The organism is Actinophytocola sp., assembly GCF_035634895.1.
In the GTDB taxonomy this organism is placed as follows: Bacteria; Actinomycetota; Actinomycetes; order Mycobacteriales; family Pseudonocardiaceae; genus Actinophytocola.
Window position 1 is genome coordinate 32,019 of record NZ_DASQCC010000035.1, and the last position, 19,581, is coordinate 51,599.

Genomic DNA, 19,581 nt, shown 5'->3' on the forward strand with positions numbered 1-19,581 from the left:
GGTTTCGTGCACATCGACCTGCATGAAACCGCAACTCAGTATGTGCGAACGCGGGACTCGCTATGTCTGAACGCGGGACTCGCGGGTGTGTGAACGCGGGACTCGCGGGTTAGAGGTTGATCATGTGGCCGGCCAGGCCGTGGATGGCTTCCTTGACGGCCTCGCCCAGGGTTGGGTGGGCGTGGATGTTACGGGCCATCTCGTGGACCGTGAGGTCCCATTGCTGGCCCAGGGTCAGCTCGGGAAGGAGCTCGGTGACGTCCGGGCCGATGAGGTGGCCGCCGAGCAGCTCGCCGTACTTCTTGTCCGAGAGCAGCTTGACGAAACCGCGGGCGTCGCCGAGGCCGTGTGACTTGCCGTTGGCGGTGAAGGGGAACTTGGCGACCTGGACGTCGAAGCCGGCCTCGCGGGCCTGCTCCTCGGTGTAGCCGAAGCTCGCGATCTGCGGCTGGCAGTAGGTCGCGCGCGGCACCATCCGGTAGTCGATCGGCATGGTCTCGGCGCCGGCGATGCTCTCGGCCGCGACGATCCCCATGGCCTCGGCGTTGTGCGCGAGCATGAGCTTCGCCGTGACGTCGCCGATCGCGAAGATGTGCTCGACGTTGGTGCGGCAGTACTCGTCGACGTCGATCGCGCCGCGGTCGGTGGTCGCCACGCCGGCGGCCTCGAGCCCGTAGCCCTCGATGTTCGGTGCGAACCCGATGGCCTGCAGGACCTTGTCGGCCTTGAGCGTCTTGCGCTCGCCGTTGGCGGAGACCTCGACGGTGACCTGGTCACCCGAGTCGTCGATGGACTCGACGCGGGTGGAGGTCAGGACGGTGACGCCGAGCTTGCGGTAGTGCCGCGCCAGCTCCTTGGAGACCTCGACGTCCTCCAGTGGCACGAGCCGGTCCAGGAACTCGACGATCGTGACGTCGACGCCGTAGTTGGCGAGCACGTAGGCGAACTCGACGCCGATCGCGCCCGCCCCGGCGATGATCATGCTGCCGGGCAGTTCGGGGGTGAGGATCTGCTCCTCGTAGGTGACCACGCGCTCGGACAGCTTGGTGCCCGGCAGCAGCTTGGTCTTCGCGCCCGCGGCGATGATGCAGTTGTCGAAGGTGACGGTCTCGCCGTTCACCTCGATGCTGTTCGGGCCGGTGAAGGTGCCACGCCCGGTGAACTCGGTGATCGAGTTCTTCTTCATGAGGTAGTGCACGCCCTTGACCCGCCCGTCCGCGACGGTGCGGCTGCGCGCGTGCGCGACCCCGAAGTCGAACCGGACGGTGCCGTCGACCTCGATGCCGAAGGTCTTCGCCTCGTTGTTGAAGATGTGCGCCAGCTCCGCGTTGCGCAGAAGCGCCTTGGACGGGATGCAGCCCACGTTGAGGCAGACCCCGCCCCAGTACTTCTCCTCGATGACCGCGGTCGAGAGCCCGAGCTGCGTCGCCCGAACCGCGGCCACGTACCCACCCGGCCCTGCGCCGAGAACCACGACATTGAAATGTGTACTCACGACGCAACCCTAGGCGAACCGGACGGGTGCGCGCCGCGCGCGTCGGATCGACCCCGCACATTTCGTACCTGCCGACCGGTTGGTTGAGCGACTTTCACGTTTGAACGTTCACAACAACCGCCCAGGACCCGGTGACAACGATGTCCGTGGACAGTTCTCGCACCAATCTTGCATCTCGTTGCCTGTCAACGAAAACGGACGGGCAACAGCTTGCCCGATTGTCTTGACAGTGGGCGGTCGCGGTACCAAGGTTCTCCCATTGGTCTAAACCACTAGGTCTATACCAGTAGGTCTGAACCACTGAGTGGACGCGCGGCCAGCGCAACGGAAGGACAAAGATCGTGAAGCGCTTGACGAAGCTGATGGCCGGCGCGGCGGCCATCGCGTTAGCCACTGCCGGTTGTGCCGGCTCGGGTGGGGGCAGCAGCAAGGACAGCGGAGGCGGTGACAAGACGCTGACCGTCTGGCTGATGAGCGGCTCGGCTCCCGAGACCCTCACCGGCGCCCTGAACAAGGAGTTCGAGGCCGCCCACGACGGTGTCACCGTCAAGTACGAGGTCCAGGAGTGGGACGGCATCCAGGACAAGCTGACCACCGCCCTCGCCAGCCAGGACCCGCCGGACGTCATCGAGCTCGGCAACACCCAGGCGCCCTCGTTCGCGGCCGATGAGGTCCTCACCGACCTGAGCGGCGACGTCGACTCCCTCAACGGCGGTCAGTGGCTGTCCAGCCTCAAGGACTCCGGCGAGTGGGACGGCAAGCAGTACGCGACGCCGTTCTACGCCGCCAACCGGGTGGTCCTCTACCGCACGGACATGTTCCAGCAGGCCGGCATCGCCTCGGTGCCGACATCGCGCGCCGAATGGCTCGACGCGATCACCAAGCTCAAGGCCAAGTTCGGCAGCGACCCGCAGTTCCAGCCGCTCTACCTGCCCGGCCAGAACTGGTACACCCTGCTCTCCTTCATCTACGACGAGGGCGGCGACATCGCCAAGAAGAGCGGCACGGACTTCAAGGCCACCGTCAACTCCCCCGAGGCCAAGGCGGGCCTGGAGTTCTACAAGCAGCTCGTCGACGCCTCCGGGACCACCGCGCCCAAGGACAACGACGAGCAGAACCCCGTGCAGGCCGGCATCTACGGCCAGGGCAAGGTCGCGATGATGATCGCGCTGCCGTGGGAGCTGGGGACGGCCGCTAAGGACAACCCGGACATCGAGAAGAACTCCTCCGCCTTCGCGATCCCGTCGAAGACCGCCGGCAAGGCCGCGCCGGTCTTCCAGGGTGGCTCGAACCTCGCGATCCCGGTCAACAGCAAGAACCCGGACCTCGCGAAGGACTACCTGAAGCTGATGCTGAGCGACAAGTACCAGAAGCAGCTCGCGGAGGCCGGCATGGTGCCGGGCGCCTCGTCCGACCTGTCCGCGCTCGACGCGAAGCCGGTCAGCAAGGCCATGGCCGACGCGTCCAAGGGCGGCGGCAAGGCCGCCCCGGCCACCCCGAAGTGGGCGACCGTCGAGGCCGGGCAGAACCCGCTGAAGGACATGCTGACCGCCTACCTCACCGGCGCCAAGGACCTCGACACCGCGACGAACGACGCGAACACCGCGCTGGACGCCGCCTTCAAGGGATGACAGCGACCGTGAACACCGCGGTGCCGGCGGGGACCACCCCGCCGGCACCGCCGCGCGCACGTCGCCGCCGCACGATCAACCTCGGCGAGAAGGCGGTCCCGTACCTGCTCCTCACGCCGGCCGTGGTCGTCATGCTGGTGCTGCTCGGGTGGCCCGCGGTGCAGGTCATCGGCATCAGCTTCCGCAAGCTCGACCTCGGCGAGCTTGTCCGCGGCGAGCTCGTCTGGGTCGGGTTCGACAACTACGCCTCGGTGCTGTCCAACCCGGAGTTCTGGACGATCACCCTGCGGACCGTGCTGTTCACGGCCGCGATCGTGGCCGGCACGGTACTGCTCGGCCTGCTGATCGCATTGCTCATGCGGCACCTGTCCGCGACGGTTCGGGTGATACTCCAGGTGACGCTGGTCCTCGCGTGGGCGACACCCATCCTGGCGGCGACCACGGTCTACCAGTGGATCTTCGACCAGCAGTACGGGATCCTCAACAAGACCCTCGTGAAGCTCGGCTTCGACTCGTTCCAGGGCTACTCGTGGTTCTCCAGCGGGGCGAGCACGCTCACCGTGATCGGCATCCTGGTCGTCTGGCAGGCCGTGCCGTTCGTCTGCTTCACGATCTACGCGGGCCTGCTGCAGGCGCCCCAGGAGCTGTACGAGGCCGCGGCAATGGACGGTGTGACACCGTGGCAGGCGTTCACGACGGTGTCCTGGCCCGCGGTCCGGCCGCTGGTCACGCTCGCCGCGTTCCTGTCGGTGATCTGGGACTTCAAGGTGTTCGCGCAGGTGTGGGCCATCCGCCAGGGCGGTCCGGACGGCGAGAGCACGACGCTGCCGCTGCTCATGTACCTGCGCGGCGTCGCGGGGCGACACTTCGGCGTGGCGTCCGCGGTCGCGGTGCTGATGATCCTGGTGCTCGTCGTGCTCACCGCTCGTTACCTGCAGTTGTTGCTGCGGACCCGGGAGGGTGACATCTCGTGAAGAAGTCCAGGGGCCAGCGACTCGCGCTCAACACGGTCGGCGTCGTCGTCGCGATCCTGTTCGCCTTTCCCACGTACTGGCTTCTGACCAGCGCGTTCAAGCCGTCGACCGAAATCCTCACCCCCGACTACGACCTGGTGCCGCTGCACTTCACGCTGAACAACTTCGTCAGCGCGTGGCAGAAGCCGGGCTTCCTCTCGCACCTGATGAACAGCCTCATCGTCACGGTCGGTGCCGTGCTGTGCTCGCTCATCGCGGGCGTGCTCGCGGCGTTCCCGCTCGCGCGTATGCGATTCCGCGGCCGCAAGGGCTTCCTCCTGCTGGTGCTGATCGCGCAGATGGCGCCGCTGGAGGCACTGCTCATCCCGATGTTCCTGCTGATGCAGGACGCCGGGCTGCTGAACCAGCTGCCGTCGCTGCTGCTGGTGTACTTCGCGTTCACGCTGCCGTTCACGGTCTGGACGCTGCGCGGGTTCGTGCAGGGCATCCCGTACGAGCTGGAGGAGGCCGCGATGGTCGACGGCCTCGGCCGGTTCGGCGCGTTCCGCCGGGTCGTGCTGCCGCTGCTCGGCCCGGGAATCGTCGCGACGTCGGTGTTCGCGTTCATCACCGCGTGGAACGAGTTCCTGTACGCGCTGGTGTTCATGCGGGACAAGGACAAGCAGACGCTGCCCGTGTGGCTGTCGACGTTCAAGACCGTGTTCGGCACCGACTGGGGCGGCATCACGGCCGCGTCGGTGATGTACGCGTTGCCGGCCCTGGTCTTCTTCCTGATCGTGCAGCGGAAGCTGGTGTCCGGCGCCACCGCGGGAGCCCTCAAGGGCTGACCGGGGTCGGCCGTCCCGCGACCTTGTGGTCTGGACCATATGTGGTCTATACCTGGATGTCCGAACCTTCGGGAGGATCTTGTGTCCAGGTTCCCTGCGTCCCGTCTGCTTACCGCGCTGGCGATCGGCGGCCTAGCCGTGCTGGGTCTCGACGCACCTGCCAACGCAACCGAGGAGTCCCGTATGTACCAGGTGGTACCGGCGCCGGTGTCGGTCGCACCTGACCGCCACGGCGGCGGTTTCGAGTTGACCCGCGACACCGTGATCGGCGCCTCCCGCGGCGCCCGCGGCGTGGGTGAGTTCCTGGCCGGTGTGCTGCGCCCGTCCACGGGCTACCGGCTGCCGGTGGTCACCAACCGGCCCGGCGGCATCAACCTGACCCTGGGCTACGTCTCCCCGCGCCTGGGCACCGAGGGCTACGAGCTGACGGTGGACCGGCGCGGCGTGACGGTCAGGGCCCGCACGTCAGCGGGCCTTTTCTCGGGTGTGCAGACGCTGCGGCAGCTGCTCCCGGGGAGGGTCGAGAGCCGCACGAAACAGCGTGGCCCCTGGGCCGTGCCGGCCGGCCGGATCGTCGACTACCCGCGGTTCGCCTACCGGGGCGCGATGCTCGACGTCGCACGGCACTTCTTCACGCCGGTCGAGGTCAAGCGCTACATCGACCAGATCGCGCTGTACAAGATCAACCGGCTGCACCTGCACCTGGCCGACGACCAGGGCTGGCGCATCCAGATCGACGGCTGGCCACGGCTGACCGAGATCGGCGCCTCGACCGAGGTGGGCGGCGGCCCCGGCGGGTACTACACCAAGGCGCAGTTCCGCGACCTGGTCTCCTACGCCGCGGCGCGGAACATCACGATCGTGCCGGAGATCGACATGCCGGGACACACGAACGCGGCACTCGCGTCGTACGCCGAGCTGAACTGCGACGGCGTCGCGCCGCCGCTGTACACCGGCACCGACGTCGGCTTCAGCTCGCTGTGCATCGACAAGGAGATCACGTACACGTTCGTGCGGGACGTGATCAACCAACTGGCGGAGCTGACCCCCGGCCCGTTCCTGCACATCGGCGGCGACGAGGCACACTCGACCACCGAACCGGACTTCATCAAGTTCTTCGACCGCGTCTTCCCGATGGTCGAGGCAACGGGCAAGCGAGCCGTGGGCTGGCACGAGTACCTGAAGGCGACCCCGCCAACGTCCGCCGTGGGACAGTTCTGGGGCACCGAGCCGAGCAACGACCTGGTCACGGAAGCCGCGGCGGCCGGGCACAAGATCCTGCTGTCACCGGCGAACAAGGCCTACATAGACCAGAAGTACGACGAGAACACCCCACTGGGCCTGTCCTGGGCAGGCTTCACCGAGGTGGACGACGCATACGACTGGAACCCCGGCGCATATGTGGAGAACCTGCCGGTGTCCGCCGTGCTGGGCGTCGAGGCACCCCTGTGGTCGGAGACCCTGGAGAACAGCGACAACATCGAGTTCATGGCCTTCCCAAGACTGCCGGCCATCGCCGAACTGGGCTGGTCCCCATGGTCGACACACAACTGGGCAAGCTTCCGCACCCGCCTGGCCGCACAGGGCCCCCGCTGGGAGTCGATGGGCGTCGACTTCTACCGATCGCCACAAATCCCCTGGTAGCACCGGTTCGATGTTCCACCACTCGGCCGGGGTAGGAAGCGGCTGACCGCTCCCTACCCCAGGCCCGCGGAAGACGCGGTCCCCACCGCCGAAAAGCAAACCCGATGGCGAGCACCGAGAAGCACGCCCACCCCCGCTCCGCGGGCATAGATCAACCGAGGGCACAGCAAAGAACCGCTCCGAAAACCGGCCCCACCCAACCACCCCCGCTACCAGGCCAGCCTCCCCCACCCCGGGGCCCCACCCCCGGCCCGGCCCGGCCCGGCTCGACCGCCCCGGCCGACCCACCCAGATCAGCAGCTCAAACCAACTCCACCCTCCCCAGAACCCGAGACCGCTCCGCCGCGAACACCGTCAGATGCGACTCCAGAGACTCCAGAGCCCCCGACAAGATATGACCCGCGTCGCCGGTCTCCACCGCTCGGGTGAACGCGTCCATCAACCCCGCGTCGCCCCCGCCATGCCCTTCCTCCGTCTCCAGCCCAGCCGTCAACGTCTCCACGGCACCCGACGTGAAGTCGTGCACGCGGACAGCCTCGCCGTCGCCCTCCAGGTACCCGCGTGTCCCGAAGATCCGCGTCTGCCGGTCCTGGTGCGGCGTGAAGCCCGTCATGGTGAACGTCGCCGTGACGCCGTCGGCGAACTCCATCGCCACCACCTGGTGGTCGACCACGTCGTTGTCGCACGCGTACACGCACCGGCCGTACGGCCCGGTCCGCAGCGCCTCCGTGACACCCTCCTCCGTCACCTCGTCCGTCAGCACGCTCACCGGCCAGCCCGTCCGGCCTTCGCGGAGCATGCCCAGGTACAGCCTGGACGCCGAGTACGGGCACGTCGGCTCCACCGCGCAGTCCAGGCACCGGTCCGCGGCACCCACCGGCTGCGACGCCCGCCGGAAGTGCCGTAGCGAGCCGAAGCTGGACACCCGCTCGACCGGTTTGCCCACGACATGCCTCAGCCAGTCGATGTCGTGGCCCGACTTGGCCAGCAGCATGAACGAGGCCTGGTCGCTGCGCCGCCAGTTGCCCCGCACGTAGGAGTGCGCGTAGTGCCAGTGGCCCACCGGCTCCACGTGGTCCACGCTCATGACCTCGCCCAGCCGGCCGTCGTCCACCAGCCGCTTGACCAGCCTCGTGTACGGCCGGTAACGCATCACGTGACAGACCGCGAACAGCACCCCCGACCTGGTCACCGCGTCGACCAGCCGGGTGCACTCGTCGGCCGTCGGTGCCAGTGGTTTCTCCACCAGCAGGTGGTACCCCTTGCCGGCCAGGGCGATCGCTGGCTCGACGTGCTCGGCGTCCTGTGTGGACACGATGGCCACGTCGGCCAGCCTTGGCCGCGCCGCCAGCTCCTGCCATGACGAGAACACCTGCGCGACGCCGTGCTCGCGTGTCAGCGCCTCCCGTTGGCGCGCCCGGGGTTCCGCCACCGCCACCACCCGCGCGCGGTCGCCGTGCCGGCCTATCCACCCGGCGTAACCCGCGCCGCGTTGGCCCGCACCGACAATCGCGTACCGCACCATGCCCTACTCCTTCACGTACGTCGTCACCGTCACCGACGCGGTCACCCGCACCGGCTTCGGCAGGGTCGACACCCGCACCCGCAGGGCCGCCCGGTCCAGATGCCACGCGCTCGGCCCCATGCCTACCAGCGCCAACACCTCCTCGTGTGTCAACGACATCGAGAACTCACGCCTGTCCTGTGTGGACGCGGCGAACCCCGGCAGCGACGCCGACACGCGCGCCGCCTTGTCGTCACCGACCGTCAGCAAATCCAGTGCCGTCACCACCTCACGCAGGTGTGTGCGCGTCGGCGCCACCACGACCAGCCGGCCGTCCGGCGCCAGCACGCGGGCCGTCTCGGTCGCGTTGCGTGGCGCGAACACGTTGAGCGCCAGCGAGATCGCTCCGTCCCGCACCGGCAGCCGGCGCCACGTGTCGGCACCCACCGCGCCAAGACGGGGGTGCGCGCGTGCGGCACGCCGCAGCGCCGGTTTCGCGATCTCCAACGCGATGCCCACCCGGTCGGGCACGGCGTCCAGGACCGCCGCGAGGTAGTGGCCGGTGCCGGCCCCCAGGTCCAGCACGCAGCCGTCACCGGAGCTAGCCGCCACGGTCGCGGCCACGATCGGCGCGTAGTGTCCCGCCGACAGGAACTCGTCGCGCGCCGCCACCATCTCCGCGGTGTCGCCCGTCACCGGGGTCCTGCCGGACAGCAGGTTCACATAGCCCTGCCGGGCCACGTCGAACACATGGCCGGACCCACAGCACAACGAGCCGCCGGAGACGGTCAACCCAGCCGAGCAGTGAGGGCAGCACAGGTACGGCAGGATGTCTGCGAGCACGGCCTGACCTTCGGTTCTTCATGGCCCCGGACGGTGTCACGAGGCACCGACAAAACGCGGATGGTACGGCTAGCCATACCCCAGGTTCGGGTGTCAGCGCCAGTGATTCGGACACTCCGGGCAGTCAGACTTAGCCCTATGTTTCTGCGCCGCCACCCATTCACAGTCGCCGGGTTCCTCGCGATCGTCACGCTGGGCCTTCTGTTCGGGTCGTTCGTCACTCCGCTCGGTGAACATGCGTGGGGCGATCGGCTCTCGTACGGCGTGCCCGCCTTCGAGGACGGCCGGTGGTGGTCGGTGTTCACCGGCGTGCCGTTCGCGATAACGCCGCTATGCTACGTCGCAGTGCTCGCCAGCTTCGCCGCGTTCGTCGGGCTGCTCGAACACCGGATCGGCACGGTCAGGACCGTCGCCGTCTGGGCGATCGGGCACGTCGCGGGCGTGTTCGGCGCGATCGGGCTGGTGGACCTCACCGGCAGCGCACTGACGTCCGAGCTGGACGTCGGCCCGTCCGGCGGCGCGATGGCCGCCGCCGCGGTGCTCACGGCGACCTTCTCGACCCGCTGGCGCTTCTGGACCCGCGCCACCCTGATCGTCTACGTGCTCGGGTCACTGCTGGTCATCGGGCACCTCGCGGACGTCGTGCACCTGGTGGCGGTCACGATCGCGCTGCCCCTCGGCCCCCTGTTCGTCCGCCGTGCGACCCCGGTGACCACCGGTGACCGGGCGATCGACCTGCTGGAGACCTACGGCGGCGGCACCATGTCCTGGATGGCCACCTGGCCCGGCACCGAGTACCTGTACGGCGATGACGGCTACGTCGCCTACCGCCGGCACGCGGGCGTCGCCATCGCGCTGGGCGACCCGGTCGGCTCGGCCGGCTGGCGCCGCGAGGCCCCGCGAGCCTTCGCCGCGCACTGTGCCGAGCTGGGCCTGGTGCCCGCCTGGTTCTCGGTGAGCGAGCAGACCACGGCCGGCATGCGCCGCGTCCAGGTCGCCGAGGACACCCTGGTCGACCTGCCGGGACTCGAGTTCCGCGGCAAGAAGTGGCAGGACGTCCGCACCGCGCGCAACCGCGCGACCAAGGACGGCATCACCTTCCGCATGGTCACCCTCGCCGACGAGTCGCCGGCTATCATCCGGCAGGTCAGGGACGTGTCGGCGGGCTGGCTGAAGAGCAAGCACACCCCCGAGCTCGGCTTCACGCTCGGCGGCGTCACCGAGGCCATGGACCCGCGCGTCCGGGTCGGCATCGCGGTCGACGAGCACGGCACGGTCCACGGCGTCACGTCCTGGCTGCCGGTGCTGGACGGCGCCGGCGAGCCTCGCGGCTGGACACTCGACATGATGCGCCGCAAGGCGGACGGCTTCCGTCCGGTTGTCGAGTTCATGATCGCCGAGGCGTGCCTCGCCTTCCAGGCCGAGGGCGTCGACCTGGTCTCGCTGTCCGGCGCGCCGCTGGTCCGGTCGGACAAGGGCAGCGTCGGCCCGGTGCAGAAGTTCCTCGACGTCACGGGCAGGCTGATGGAGCCGCTGTACGGGTTCGCCTCGCTGCACGCGTTCAAGGCCAAGTTCCAGCCCCGCCGTGAGCCGCTGTACCTGGCCTATCGCAGTACGGGTGACCTGCCAAGGATCGGCGCGGCGGTCCTTCGGGCGTACCTGGCTAAGCCGGCCAGCGCCGCGCGGCGGCGGCCAGTGCCGACCGTGCGCCCGTGGCCAGCTCTCGTACCAGCTCCGCTGCTGGGAGTGGACGCGCGAACTCGTATGACTGCCCTGCCCACAGGGACATGGCCTCTTGGTCACCGGCTCGGCGCAGGTCTCTCGTCAGCTGGTGCACCTGCGGGTACGCCGCGGGCGCCGCGCCGGAGTGCGCCGTCAGGAAGCGGTTCACCAGCCCCCGCGCGGGCCGGCCGGTGAAGGCGCGGGTGACCGCCGTGGGCACGTCGCCGGCCGCGAGCGCCGCGAGGTGGAGCGGGTTCGCCCCGCTCTCCGGGCAGGGCAGGAACATCGTGCCCAGCTGCGCGGCGACCGCACCGGCGGCGAGCACGGCGGCCACGTCCGCGCCGCCCGACAGCCCGCCCGTCGCCACGAGTGGCACGTCCACCGCGGCGGAGACCTTGCGCAGCAACGGGATCAGGCCCGTGTGGTCGATACCCTCGTTGGCGAAGGTCCCGCGGTGGGCGCCGGCCTCCTGGCCCTGCACGCAGAGCCCGTCGGCGCCGGCGGCGACCGCCTCGCGGGCCTCGTCCGCCGAGGTGACGGTCACCAGGACCAGCGAGCCGTGCCCCTTGACCTCTGCGATCACCTCCCGTGACGGGCAGCCGAAGGTGAAGCTGACGACCGGCACGTTCGCCTCGTACAGCACGTCGAGCTTGGCGTCCCAGTCGTCGTCCCCGCCGACGGGGTCGCCGAGCGGTACGCCGTACCGCTCGGCCTCCGCCCGGAGCCGTTCCGCGTACTCCGCGACCGCCGCCGCGTCCACACCGGACCGCTCGGGCACGAACACGTTGAGCCCGAACGGTTCGGCCGTCAGCTCGCGGGTCCTGGCGAGCTGGTCGCGGACGGTGTCCGCGGTCAGGTAACCGGCGGCGAGGAAGCCGAGGCCGCCGGCGTTCGACACCGCGGCCACCAGTTCCGGCGTCGACCCGCCACCCGCCATCGGCGCCTGCACGATCGGCTCGGGCAGCTCGTCGAGAATCGTCATCGTTCCTCCCCTGGGAACTCCTGGCCGGTCAGCCGGAGCAGCGGCGCGGCCTTGACCGCGGTTTCCGCGACCTCGTCGTCCGGTGTGGACAGCGCGATGATGGCACCGCCGACGCCGTAGGACACCCGGTCCTCCGACGCCACGACCGTGCGGATCACGATGCTGAGGTCGGCGGCGCCGGACAGCGAGAAGTAGCCGAGCGCGCCGGAGTACACGCCCCGCGGCCCGCCCTCGAGCCGGTCGATGATCTCCATCGTGCGGAGCTTCGGCGCGCCGGTCATCGAGCCGCCCGGGAACGCGGCGCGGACGGCGTCGACGGCGGTGCGGTCCGGCCGCAGGCGCGCGCGGACCGTGCTGACCAGCTGGTGCGCGGTCGGATGCGTCTCGACGTCGAACAGCCCGTCCACGGTCACGCCGTCGACCGCCGCCACGCTGCCGAGGTCGTTGCGCACGAGATCGACGATCATGAGGTTCTCGGCGCGGTCCTTGGTGGACTCGGTCAGCGCCCGTCGCAGGACGGCGTCCTCTGCCGGCGTGGCCCCACGGGGCCGGGTGCCCTTGATCGGCCTGGACTCGGCCATCCCGTCGGCCGTGACCAGGAGAAACCGTTCCGGCGACGCGGAGAGGACGCTCAGCTCGCCGAACCGGAGCAGGGCGCTGAACGGCTCCGGGTTGGCGTGGCGCAGGCGGCGGTAGGACGGCCAGGGGTCGAGCTTGCCGTCCGCGGTGAGCTGGTTGGTGAGGCACACCTCGTAGGTCTCGCCGGCGGTGATCTCCAGCTGGCAGGCGGCGATCAGGTCGAGGTAGGCGGCCCGGTCGTGGCGGAGGTGGAACGGCCCGAGGTCCGGCGCCGGCAGGTCGGTGGGCTGGTCGGTGAGGGTTTCCAGCACGGCGGCGACCTCGTCGAGCCAGCCGTCCGTGCCGTCGAGCGCCAGCAGGTGGACCTCGTCGTTGTCGTGGTCGAACACGACCGCCCGGTCGGCGAAGATCATGGCGGCGTCGGGGTGCTCGGCGCGGTGGGTGTGCCGCGCGCCGCACTCGGCCTTCAGCTCGTAGCCGAGGTAGCCGACCCAGCCGAGCGCGAAGCCGAACGGCAGGTCGGGCGGGGTGACCCGGTGCCGGGCGAGATCATCGGCGAGCCAGTCGAGGAAGCCACCGTGGACGGTCTGGTCGCCGTCGGCGCTGCGGACCGTGACCGTGCCGGTGGCGACGTCGGCGGTGGCGACCCGTGCGTGCGGTCCGCCGGCGTCGCCGAGGACGGAGAAGCTCCGCTGGTCGGCGCTGTCGAGCCAGAACGCGTAGTCGGCACCGGCGTAGAGCGTGTCGAACACGGTCTCGGCACCGGCTTTCGTCGTGACGCGCCGGTGGGTGATCGTCCGTGCCGGCGGTGTCCCGAGTACCTCGACCACCGGCCGGACCCGGGGTTGGCGGAGGAAGTTCGCGAGGAGCTGGTGCCCGTGCTCGGTGCGGATGGACTCGGGGTGGAACTGGACGCCCCACTGCGGCCGGTGGCGGTGCCCGACCGCCATGAGCACACCGTCGTCGCTGGTGGCGAGGGGTTCGAGGACGTCGGGCAGGCGTGTGACGGCGAGCGAGTGGTAGCGGACGGCGTCGAAGGGCGCCGGGAGGTTCGCGAAGAGGCCGGTGCCGTCGTGGTGGACGGGTGAGGTCTGGCCGTGGCGGACGCGCGGGGCCGGGCCGATCGCGCCACCGTGGACGTGGCAGATGCCCTGGTGGCCGAGGCAGACACCGAGCAGCGGCACGGTGGCGGTGCGGATGACGTCGGCACAGACGCCGAAGTCGGCGGGCCGTTCCGGCCGGCCGGGACCCGGCGAGAGGATGACGTGGGTGTAGCCCTCGAGGTCGACAGCCTGGTCGTTGCGCACGACGACGGGCGCCACGCCGGTGACCGCGCCAACCAGGTGGCACAGGTTGTACGTGAACGAGTCGTAGTTGTCGATGATCAACGTGCGCATAGCCATCTCGGAGCTTCACCGATGGCCGTCGCGGACGCAAGGCGTCATCCATCACGTGGGGACCGGCGCTCGTCCGGCGGTCTCGTCGAGGTCGCGGAGGAACCGGGACGACTCTCCCGCTTGTTCGGTGTAGCCGCGGCGGCGGTAGAACTCGTGTGCGTCGTGACGGCGGCGCGCGCTGGTGACCTCCATGTGCACGCAGCCATGACTCGCGGCGAACGACTCCGCCGCCGCCACGAGCTGACCGCCGACACCCGTGCGGCGGGCCCGGTCGGCGACGACCAGTGCCACGATCCGGCCCCACGAGCCGGTCCGTTCGAAGAACGGGCAGATGTGGACCGCGACGAGCCCGAGGAGGTCGCCGTCCGTCTCGGCCACATAGGCCGCGCTGGGCGGGTCATGCCGCCAGGCCTGGATCCGGGTCGCTGTCGTCGCGGTGTCGACCTGGGCGTAGCCCAACTGGTGCAGCAGATCGTTCACGGCCGCGGCGTCGGCGGTGCGTGCCAACCGTATCCGCATGGCTCGACTACGCGATCGGGAAGTCGAAGTAGGTGTCCGGATAGGGTTCGTCCGTCAACGTGTAGTGCCACCACTCGTTGTCGTACCGGCGGAACCCGCAGTCCTCCATGATGGCGCGGAGGTGTCGGCGGTTTTCCGCCTCGACCGGCGTGATTCCCCGCGCGCCGTGATGTGAGACCGGATCCATCAGATCGTGGTCACCGCCCATGGGAACGAGTTCACCGGTGGCCAGGTGGTAGAGCGTCAGGTCGACGGTGCTGCCCCGGCTGTGGCCCGACCTGGCGGCCACGTATCCCTTCTCGAACATCGCGGGCCGGTCGATGTTCGGGTAGTGCCGTGACTTCGTCCGGCCGTCCTCCGGCTGCGCTGCCCAGCGCAGAAAGCAGTCCACCGCGCGTTGGGGACGGTATCCGTCCCAGAGAAGCAGGTCGAAGCCGAGGGACACGGCCCGCTCCTGGGCTCGGCCCAGGGCCGTACAGAGGGCCCTCGTGCCGACGATCCGATTCGCCACGTAGCCGTCCACCGGCTTGCCCGTGAAGTTGTCCCAGGTGGCGTACTTGGCGTCCCAGCGTATTCCGGGCACCAACTCGTCCACGAACACGAAGTCGTCGTTCATCGAGCCTTCCCCGTCAGGGCCAACGACACGAGCTGGTCGATCACCTCGGCGAGCGGCAGCCCCGCGGCCGCCATCATCCGCGGATAACGGCTGTACGACGTCAGGCCAGGAAAGGTGTTGACCTCGTTGAGAATCACCGTCCCGTCGTCCTTCAGGAACATGTCGACCCGGGCAAGCCCCCGGCAGCCCAGCGCGGCATAGATGGCTTTCGCCGTCCGCTGAACGACCAGGCGCGTCTCCACCGGAAGGTCGGCCGGAACGGTCACCGTCGAGTTCTCGGAACCGCTTTCCGGGTCTTCCTCCTGATGGATCTTGAAGAAGCCGTGGGAGAGACGGATCTGGTCCGGCTCACCCACCGTCAGGTCCGCATCGTTGCCCAGCACCGCGCAGCCCACCTCGCTGCCGGCGACGGCCTCCTCGATCAGCACCTTCAAGTCGAACCGCCTGGCGACCTCCACCGCACCGCGCAGGTCCTCTTTTCGAGAAACCTTGCTGACGCCGAAGGACGAGCCCGAACGGGCCGGCTTCACGAAGACGGGATAGGTGAGTTGGTCGGGATCGACGTCCTCGTTCGGCGTGACGGTCCAGAATTTCGGGGTGGCGGTTCCCGCGCTGCCGGCGACGATGTACGCGAGGGACTTGTCCATGCACAGGGCGGAACTCTGGACGTCACAGCCCGCGTAGGGGATGCCGGAGAGCTCCAACAGGCCCTGTATCGCACCGTCTTCGCCGAGCTTGCCGTGCAGGACGGGCAACACCACGTCCAGACCGATCGTTTCGTGTCGCCCCCGCTCCAGGACGAGCAGTCCGCGAACGCTTCTGTCCGGTGACAGCATGGCCGGCCGGCAGGGACCGTCCTCCCAGTCCGCGCCGGGGCCGTCACAGAGCTTCCAGGCACCGGTCCTCGTGATCCCGATCCAGAACGGTTCGTACTTCTCGGTGTCGAGGACCTTCGCGACCTCCTGCGCGGACTTGACGGAGACGGGGTGCTCCTCGGAACAGCCCCCGAACATGATCCCGATCCTCAACCTATTCATTCCGCTTCCCGCTTTCGAAGTTCAGGCAGTTGATGAGACTGTTTTCAACCGCGTCACGCAGGGCTTGGTCCGTGTAGTAGGCGGTGTGCGGACTGACGAGCGCATTCGGCAGCCGCTGTAGCCGTGACACCGGGATGCCTTCGAGAGGTCTGTCCCGGCAGTCGGCGTAGAAGATTCCTTCCTCGCCTTCGAGGACATCCAACGCCGCACCACCCAACCGCCCACTTTCCAACGCCCAAACGAGGGCCTCGGTGTCAATGAGCGAACCCCGCGCGGTATTGATGACGAACGCACCGCGTTTCATCTTCTCGATACGACGACGGTCCAGGAGGTGATGCGTGTCCGCGTTGAGCGGCGTGTGGAGCGTGACGATGTCGCTCTGCTCCAGCAGATCGTCGAGGGAGACGTAGTCGGCGGAGGTCCGCGGACAGATGTCGTAGGCCAACTTCTGGCAGCCGAAACCCCACAACCTGTCGATCACCGCCGCGCCGATGCGCCCCGTGCCGACCACCCCGACGGTCAGATCACGCAGTTCTCTCCCTGGCACGTCATGCAACCTGTAGTCCTGCACGTCCACACGACCAACAATGGATTTGGCGTTTCGCAGGACCATCAGCATCAGCATCAGCGTGTAGTCGGCCACACTGTCCGGAGAATAAGCGACATTCTCGACAAGAACACCGACTCTCTCGGCATATCTCACATCGACATGGTCATACCCGATGCTTCTCGTGGAGATGTACCCGACGCCGGCGTCACGGAGCGCGAGAAGAGTGGCATTCGTAATCCGGGCCTTGTGACCAACACTGACACACCGGTTTCCAAGCGCCAACTCGACGTTGGCCTCAGAAACCGCCGCCTCCGTGATCGTCGGCACCACGCCGAGGCGAGGCGCCAGCTCCCGAAAGAGGGCGGCCTCCTCCGGCCCACACCCATAAACCGTGATTCCCACGTCCGACACACCCGAGGAGGACGCGGACGCCGGCAATCCGGCACCGTGGGTCGCCGTACGCGCTGGTTCGCTGTAGGTCACGCCAGTCATCCAAGACAGCGCGATGTTGCCGGCACGTATCCAGTTCCCGATACGCCGGCAATACAGCAGTCCTTGCCGCGCCCGGCAACTCCTAGCCCGTCAAGGTCACCCCGAACCGGACCGGCGCCGAAGCGCGTACCGAACGGCATCGGCACGAGAGTGAAACCCGGCCTTGGCAAACAGATTGTTGATATGCGTCTTCACGGTTGCCTCACTGATCACCAACCGAGAGGCAATCTCCGGATTCCGCAGCCCATCCCCGATCAGCCCCAGGACCTCCCGCTCACGACCGGTCAGCCCGAAGGCCGCCGAATCCGGCTGCGGCACCGTCCGCGAAGCGAGAGCGAGCAGCCTTCGCTGCACCTCGGGAGAAAGCACGGTCTGCCCCTGAGCGGCGGCACGCACAGCCTGCAGGATCGTCTCGCGATCCGCCTCCTTGGTCAGATACCCGCTCGCCCCCGCCTGCAGCGCGGCCAGGATCGACGAGTCGTCGTCGAAGGTCGTCAGGACGAGAACCGTTGTGGCCGGCCCCAATGCGTGGATCCGGCCGGTCGCCTCGACGCCGCCCATGACCGGCATGTTGAGGTCCATCAGCAGCACGTCCGGCTGGTGCCGCGCCGCGGCCTCGACGGCTTCCGCGCCGTTGGTCGCGGTGGCCACGACACTCACGTCCGGGGCGAGGTCGAGCATCACCGCGAGTGCCTCGCGGACGGTCGCCTGATCGTCGGCGACCACCAGGGTGATCATCGGGGCAGCTCCAGTTCCACGGTCCAGCCGCCGTCCCGGGCGGGCTCGGCCTGCAGGGTGCCGCCGAGCAGGGCGGCGCGTTCACGCATGCCGACCAGGCCGACGCCGGTGCCGCCGGCCAGCTCACCGTCGCGTTTCCCGGTGGCGGGCCCGTTGTGCACGGTCAGGGTGACGCGGTCGTCGGCGAAGGCCAGGCGCAGGGTGCGTGTCGCGCCCGGAGCGTACTTGGCCGTGTTGGTCAGGGCTTCCTGCGCCACGCGGACCACCGTGTGGGCCGCCTCGGCGCTGACCGGCGCGGCTTCGCCGTCGATCGCGAAGTCCACCGCGTTGTGCTCGGCGAGCCGGCTCAGCGTCTCCGGCAGTGGCAGCGTGTTCTCGCGCAGGGCATGCACTGCCCGGCGGGTTTCGCTGATGCTGTCGACCGCCATGGCGCGAGCGCGGCGGATGGCGGCGGTCGCCTCCTCGTCGGACCCGTTGGCACGCAGAGCGTCGGCCATGTCCAGTTGCAGCGCGATCCCGGACAGCGAGTGGCCGAGGACGTCGTGGATCTCGCGGGCGATGCGGCCGCGCTCCAGCAGGGCCGCCTCGCGTGCTTCGGACTCCCTCGCCCGCAGGGCCTCTCCGGCGGCGCGTTGCGCGTTGCGCAGGGCGTCGAGCCGGTTCCGGTTGGCGATGCCGCTGTAGACCGGCAGGCCCACGGTCAACGTCACCCACCACTGCCACTGCGGGGCGGCGGGCGCCAGGTGCCCGACGAGCAGGGTCGCGCCGGCCGCGACCAGCGCACCGGCCGCGGCCACCCCGGTGGCGGCCTTGCGCGAGACGAGACGCCCACCGGCAGTGGCGGCGGCGATGTAGGGGAACACCACCGCGGTCGTCTCATGCGCGAGCGGGAGCAGCAGCGCGGCAAGCAGCATGTACGCGGTCATCGCGACGAGCTGGCGACGTCCGGTCAACCACCGCCATGGCACCAGGACCCCGGCCGCGGCGATCGCGACCAGGACGAACAGGGGCAGCGTGACCGCCGGGAACACGACGCCGCCGGGCCACCGGACGACGGTGACGACGATCGCGACGAGGACGAAGAACGGCAGGACCATCCCCTCCCGGAACCGGCCTTTCATCGTGGTCGCCTCGAACCTGGTCACATCCGTCAAGGTACGGCCGACCGGAGCCGATGTCCTGCGGCAGGCGCCGTATCCCGGGTGGAGAACCCTTTCCACCCGAACCTACGGCGCTCGCCCCACGACGAGAAGCGGCCGGGTCCGTAACGTCGGCGGCGGTCAGCACAGGACGCGTTTCCCCGCGGAAATCCCTTTCCCGACAAGGGAACCGCGATCCCTCCACCAACAGCCCGGGGAGTACTCATGCCTTCGATCGCACCCGACCAAGCCACCACCGGGAGCCGCAAGATCGCCGGTTCGGCCGCACGCGGGCTGGTCGGCATGCTGTTCTTCGACGTAGGCCTGCCGGTGCTCGCCTACTTCGCCGCCGAGCTGCTCGGAGCCAGTACGTACGCCGCTCTGCTCACCGGGACCGTCGTCGCCGGACTGCGGATGCTGTGGGTGGCGGTGCGGCAACGCCGGCTGGACCCGGTCGCGCTGTTCCTGCTCGCGATGTTCGGTGCGGGGCTCGCGCTGACCTTCCTCACCGGCGACGCCCGGTTCGTCCTCGCCAAGGACTCGGCGATGGCCTGTGCCGCGGGCCTGGTCCTGGTCGTCAGCTGCCTGGTCAAACGCCCGATCGCCTTCTACGCGGCTCAGCGCCTCGCCCGTTCCGCCGGATCAGGGCGGCACGAGGAGTTCCAGGCCGGTGCCGGGACCGAGGCCATGCGTGCCCGCTGGGTCCGTGTCTCCCTGGTCTGGGGATTCTCCCTGCTGGCCGAGGCCGGACTGCGCATCACGGCCATCTACCTGCTGCCGATCGGCGTCGCGGCCAACGTCTCGCAGGCGCTCATGGTCGCCATGTACGCCGGACTGCTCCTGTGGACGGTCGTCACGGCCAAGAAGTCCTCCGCCGCCGCTCGATGAAGGC

16 protein-coding genes and 1 pseudogene are annotated in these 19,581 nt (G+C 69.1%); 6 read left to right on the top strand and 11 right to left on the bottom strand.

Annotated elements, in window-relative coordinates:
- Positions 1-109: 109 nt before the first annotated feature.
- Complete coding sequence (lpdA, locus tag VET29_RS05655; RefSeq protein WP_324915542.1) at positions 110-1,495, bottom strand: dihydrolipoyl dehydrogenase; 1,386 nt, start codon at positions 1,493-1,495, stop codon at positions 110-112.
- A gap of 341 nt (positions 1,496-1,836) precedes the next feature.
- On the opposite strand from lpdA, the gene VET29_RS05660 reads away from it, so the two are divergent.
- The 4 genes from VET29_RS05660 to VET29_RS05675 are packed head-to-tail and all read left to right on the top strand — an operon-like array spanning position 1,837 to position 6,571.
- Positions 1,837-3,126 (top strand): extracellular solute-binding protein, encoded by a 1,290-nt coding sequence (locus VET29_RS05660; protein WP_324915545.1) that lies wholly within the window; start codon positions 1,837-1,839, stop codon positions 3,124-3,126.
- Positions 3,123-4,100: a sugar ABC transporter permease gene (locus tag VET29_RS05665; RefSeq protein WP_324915547.1), complete on the top strand. Its 978-nt coding sequence runs from the start codon at positions 3,123-3,125 to the stop codon at positions 4,098-4,100. The genes VET29_RS05660 and VET29_RS05665 overlap by 4 nt, the downstream gene beginning before the upstream one ends.
- On the top strand, positions 4,097-4,927 hold the full coding sequence (locus VET29_RS05670; protein WP_324915549.1) for a carbohydrate ABC transporter permease: 831 nt from the start codon (positions 4,097-4,099) through the stop codon (positions 4,925-4,927). The genes VET29_RS05665 and VET29_RS05670 overlap by 4 nt, the downstream gene beginning before the upstream one ends.
- 39 nt (positions 4,928-4,966) lie before the next feature.
- Positions 4,967-6,571, top strand: a complete 1,605-nt coding sequence (locus VET29_RS05675) for a beta-N-acetylhexosaminidase (protein WP_414636450.1) — start codon at positions 4,967-4,969, stop codon at positions 6,569-6,571.
- Between the two features lie 301 nt (positions 6,572-6,872).
- On the opposite strand, the gene VET29_RS05680 is transcribed toward VET29_RS05675, so the two are convergent.
- Both VET29_RS05680 and VET29_RS05685 read right to left on the bottom strand, forming a co-directional pair.
- Positions 6,873-8,096, bottom strand: coding sequence for a Gfo/Idh/MocA family oxidoreductase (locus VET29_RS05680; protein WP_324915554.1), 1,224 nt, complete (start codon positions 8,094-8,096; stop codon positions 6,873-6,875).
- A gap of 3 nt (positions 8,097-8,099) precedes the next feature.
- Positions 8,100-8,918: a putative RNA methyltransferase gene (locus tag VET29_RS05685; protein WP_324915556.1), complete on the bottom strand. Its 819-nt coding sequence runs from the start codon at positions 8,916-8,918 to the stop codon at positions 8,100-8,102.
- Between the two features lie 138 nt (positions 8,919-9,056).
- Here VET29_RS05685 and VET29_RS05690 point away from each other — a divergent pair.
- Positions 9,057-10,580: pseudogene (locus VET29_RS05690) on the top strand (bifunctional lysylphosphatidylglycerol flippase/synthetase MprF); the annotation flags it as partial.
- Between the two features lies 1 nt (position 10,581).
- Here VET29_RS05690 and VET29_RS05695 read toward each other — a convergent pair.
- The 8 genes from VET29_RS05695 to VET29_RS05730 all read right to left on the bottom strand — a co-directional run bounded on the left by VET29_RS05695 (position 10,582) and on the right by VET29_RS05730 (position 18,695).
- Complete coding sequence (locus VET29_RS05695) at positions 10,582-11,616, bottom strand: nitronate monooxygenase (protein WP_414636451.1); 1,035 nt, start codon at positions 11,614-11,616, stop codon at positions 10,582-10,584.
- Positions 11,617-11,618: 2 nt separating this feature from the next.
- Positions 11,619-13,598, bottom strand: a complete 1,980-nt coding sequence (gene pabB / locus VET29_RS05700) for an aminodeoxychorismate synthase component I (RefSeq protein WP_324915560.1) — start codon at positions 13,596-13,598, stop codon at positions 11,619-11,621.
- A gap of 51 nt (positions 13,599-13,649) precedes the next feature.
- Complete coding sequence (locus VET29_RS05705; RefSeq protein ID WP_324915563.1) at positions 13,650-14,117, bottom strand: GNAT family N-acetyltransferase; 468 nt, start codon at positions 14,115-14,117, stop codon at positions 13,650-13,652.
- Positions 14,118-14,124: 7 nt separating this feature from the next.
- Positions 14,125-14,733: a D-Ala-D-Ala dipeptidase VanX gene (vanX, locus tag VET29_RS05710; RefSeq protein ID WP_324915565.1), complete on the bottom strand. Its 609-nt coding sequence runs from the start codon at positions 14,731-14,733 to the stop codon at positions 14,125-14,127.
- On the bottom strand, positions 14,730-15,770 hold the full coding sequence (gene vanA / locus VET29_RS05715) for a D-alanine--(R)-lactate ligase (RefSeq protein ID WP_324915567.1): 1,041 nt from the start codon (positions 15,768-15,770) through the stop codon (positions 14,730-14,732). The genes vanX and vanA overlap by 4 nt, the downstream gene beginning before the upstream one ends.
- A complete protein-coding gene (locus tag VET29_RS05720) occupies positions 15,763-16,731 on the bottom strand; it encodes a D-isomer specific 2-hydroxyacid dehydrogenase family protein (protein WP_414636452.1) in 969 nt (322 codons plus the stop codon). Before VET29_RS05720 ends, vanA begins: the two co-directional genes overlap by 8 nt.
- A gap of 177 nt (positions 16,732-16,908) precedes the next feature.
- On the bottom strand, positions 16,909-17,550 hold the full coding sequence (locus tag VET29_RS05725) for a response regulator transcription factor (protein ID WP_324915571.1): 642 nt from the start codon (positions 17,548-17,550) through the stop codon (positions 16,909-16,911).
- A complete protein-coding gene (locus VET29_RS05730) occupies positions 17,547-18,695 on the bottom strand; it encodes a sensor histidine kinase (RefSeq protein WP_324915573.1) in 1,149 nt (382 codons plus the stop codon). Before VET29_RS05730 ends, VET29_RS05725 begins: the two co-directional genes overlap by 4 nt.
- A gap of 219 nt (positions 18,696-18,914) precedes the next feature.
- On the opposite strand from VET29_RS05730, the gene VET29_RS05735 reads away from it, so the two are divergent.
- Positions 18,915-19,577 carry a VC0807 family protein gene (locus VET29_RS05735; protein ID WP_324915576.1) on the top strand — a complete coding sequence of 221 codons (663 nt, stop codon included), beginning with the start codon at positions 18,915-18,917 and terminating at the stop codon, positions 19,575-19,577.
- Positions 19,578-19,581 lie beyond the last annotated feature (4 nt).